Genomic DNA, 2,812 nt, shown 5'->3' with positions numbered 1-2,812 from the left:
CCGCGTCCCGGCAAAGGCCGAACAGGCGGCCGCAGCGGGCCCCGCAGGCCGCGCCCACGGCCCCTTCGGCCAGCGGCGCGCCGGAGGCCGCCCGGGCCGCGGCATAGCCCATGGCCGCATCGGGCAGGACGCCGGGACGGCCGTTCAGGTCCAGATCGTAGATGACGGCCCCGGGGACGATGGGGATGGTGCCGTGCGGCATGGGGAAGCCGTGCCCCTGTTCGCGCAGGAAGCGCATGACGCCGTCGGCCGCGGCCAGGCCGAAGGCGCTGCCTCCGGCCAGCAGCAGGCCGTGGACGGTATCCACCTGGGATTCGGGGCGCATGAGCTCGGTCTCGCGGCAGCCCGGAGCGAAGCCCGGCACCGCGATGCCCGGGGTGAAGCCCTGCGGGCAGAGGACGGCCGTGCAGCCGGTATGGTTGGATGGATCGGTGGCGTGGCCGGCCAGCAGGCCGGGGATGGCGGTCAGGGTGGTATTGTGCATGGTGTTCCTGCCTGTTGGGGGAAGATGGCCCAGTGTCCCACGTCCCCGCCGGAAAGGGAAGGGGCAGGTAGGCAGGGGAGGGCGGCAGGTGGTGTGGCGCTGCCGCCGCGGATGCGGTCCAGGCCGGGCCGCGCGGACGACGGGCTGCCCTGTCGCGGGCGTGGCGGCGCCGGAACGGGGACGGCCGGGAAAAGAGAAAAAAATTCCCCGCACCGGGGGTCCCGGCGCGGGGATCGTCGTTTCTCGGCAGCCGCCGCGGATCAGGCCAGCATGTCCAGGAAATACCGGTGCAGGCGCAGATCCGGGGTCAGTTCGGGATGGAAGGACGTGGCCAGCACATTGTCCTGGCGCACGGCCACGATGCGTTCGCCGCGGTCGGCATCCAGGCGGGCCAGCACCCGCACGCCCTCGCCCACGCGGCTGATGAGCGGCGCGCGGATGAACACGGCCCGCAGGGGGCCGCCCGTGAGGCCGTCGACGGCAAGATCGGTCTCGAAGCTGTCCACCTGGCGGCCGAAGGCATTGCGGCGCACGGTGGCGTCCAGCACGCCCAGGCGCGGCTGGTCCGAGCCTTCGATCTCCCGGCAGAGCAGGATCAGGCCCGCGCAGCTGCCGTAGACGGGCATGCCGTCCAGGATGCGCCGGCGCAGCGGCTCCAGCATCCGCCATTCCGTCAGCAGCTTGCCGATGGTGGTGCTTTCGCCGCCGGGGATGACCATGCCCTCGAGGCCGTCCATATCCTTGAGCTGGCGGACTTCGCGGACCTCGGCGCCCAGCTGGCGCAGGGCCGCGGCATGTTCGCGGAAGGCCCCCTGCAGGGCCAGGACTCCGATGCGGGCCATGCTACCAGCCCCGCTCCTGCATGCGTTCGGACGGCGGGATGGTGGAGATGTCGATGCCCACCATGGCTTCGCCCAGATCGCGGGAGATCTCGGCCAGCAGGGCATAGTCCTTGTAATTGGTCACGGCCTGCACGATGGCGCGGGCGCGCTTGGCCGGGTCGCCGGACTTGAAGATGCCGGAGCCCACGAACACGCCGTCGCAGCCCAGATGCATCATCATGGCGGCGTCGGCCGGGGTGGCGATGCCGCCGGCGGCGAAGTTCACCACCGGCAGGCGGCCTTCCTTGCGCACGGCCAGGCAGACTTCCAGGGGCGCGCCGTTTTCCTTGGCGAAATTGGCCACTTCGGCTTCGGGCAGGGAGCAGAGCACGCGGATCTCGTCCATGACCTGACGGCAATGGCGCACGGCTTCCACCACGTTGCCGGTGCCGGGCTCGCCCTTGGTGCGGATCATGGCCGCGCCTTCGGCGATGCGGCGCAGGGCTTCGCCCAGGTTGCGGCAGCCGCAGACGAAGGGCACGGTGAAGTCGCGCTTGTCGATATGATAACGGTCATCAGCAGGGGTCAGGACTTCGCTCTCGTCGATGTAGTCCACACCCAGGGCTTCGAGGATGCGGGCCTCCACGAAGTGACCGATGCGGGCCTTGGCCATGACGGGGATGCTGACCACTTCCATGATGCGCTTGACGATGGTGGGATCGGCCATGCGGGCGATGCCGCCGGCGGCCCGGATGTCGGCCGGGACGCGTTCAAGGGCCATGACGGCGCAGGCGCCGGCTTCTTCGGCGATCTTCGCCTGTTCGGGGGTGGTCACGTCCATGATGACGCCACCCTTGAGCATTTCAGCCAGACCGGTCTTCAGGCGAATGGTGCCCTGTTCCATAGGTTCTACTCCTTCGGCGCCCGGAAGGCGCCTTCTTGCGTGGGGCCGGATGACGGCCAGAAGCGCCTTATATGCCATATTGAGAGCGGTTACAATAAGCAGCAGACCAAAGCCCCCTGTTTTCCCGGCAGGTTGTGACGGCCGCCTGCACCCGGGTGCAGTCCTCCGTCCTGACAGTGCGACCGGCACGTTCCCCTGTCCGCACATACAGGCCCGGGCAGATAGCGGGGAGCGGCCGCGGCGAAGATTCGTTCCCGTGTCCGCACGCGCAGCCCGCAAGGTGCATCGGCGGGGATGCCCATGTCGCCACGCTCCCATGCCCGCACGCGCGGCCCTGCCGGTGGGCGGGCATGGCGGCGCCGCTTGCCCGGCCGTCCCCTCCAGGTCGCGGCGGCGCGAAGCTGCCGGGAAATGGAGGCTTTGTCCTTGCAATCATGTCCCCCTGTGGCGTATGCTCATAACTCAAGCTTAACCAAGGAAGAGCCATGTCCGCACTTTGCATCCGCGTTCCCGCCCTGCGCGGTCCCCTGCCCGGGGACGCGCCCCTGTCCCCCGCGCCGGATTCCTGTCCGGTGCTGCGTTTGTGGCCCGGGCTGCCGGAAG

General features: G+C 69.7%; 3 protein-coding genes. All 3 read right to left on the bottom strand.

The genetic code is table 11. The features are described 5' to 3' along the window. Positions 1-484: P1 family peptidase (locus Q1X76_RS10020; RefSeq protein ID WP_300719748.1), on the bottom strand; the 484-nt coding region annotated here is incomplete at its 3' end. A 260-nt stretch (positions 485-744) separates the two neighbouring features. Then, the gene (gene pdxT, locus Q1X76_RS10015; RefSeq protein ID WP_300719746.1) at positions 745-1,326 is read right to left on the bottom strand and encodes a pyridoxal 5'-phosphate synthase glutaminase subunit PdxT; all 582 of its coding nucleotides are present in this window, start codon (positions 1,324-1,326) and stop codon (positions 745-747) included. 1 nt (position 1,327) lies between these two features. Continuing rightward, a complete protein-coding gene (gene pdxS, locus Q1X76_RS10010) occupies positions 1,328-2,209 on the bottom strand; it encodes a pyridoxal 5'-phosphate synthase lyase subunit PdxS (protein WP_300719745.1) in 882 nt (293 codons plus the stop codon). Positions 2,210-2,812: the final 603 nt, after the last annotated feature.

Source organism: uncultured Desulfovibrio sp. (genome assembly GCF_949282365.1).
Lineage (GTDB): Bacteria > Desulfobacterota > Desulfovibrionia > Desulfovibrionales > Desulfovibrionaceae > Desulfovibrio.
The sequence above is the reverse complement of the archived record's forward strand: the minus strand, read 5'-3'. Positions and strand labels throughout refer to the sequence as shown.

What these genes read in the sequence shown, in the direction of transcription:
- pdxT (WP_300719746.1), bottom strand. Translation starts at nt 1,326, where the DNA reads ATGGCCCGCATCGGAGTCCTGGCCCTGCAGGGGGCCTTCCGCGAACAT.
- pdxS (WP_300719745.1), bottom strand. Translation starts at nt 2,209, where the DNA reads ATGGAACAGGGCACCATTCGCCTGAAGACCGGTCTGGCTGAAATGCTC.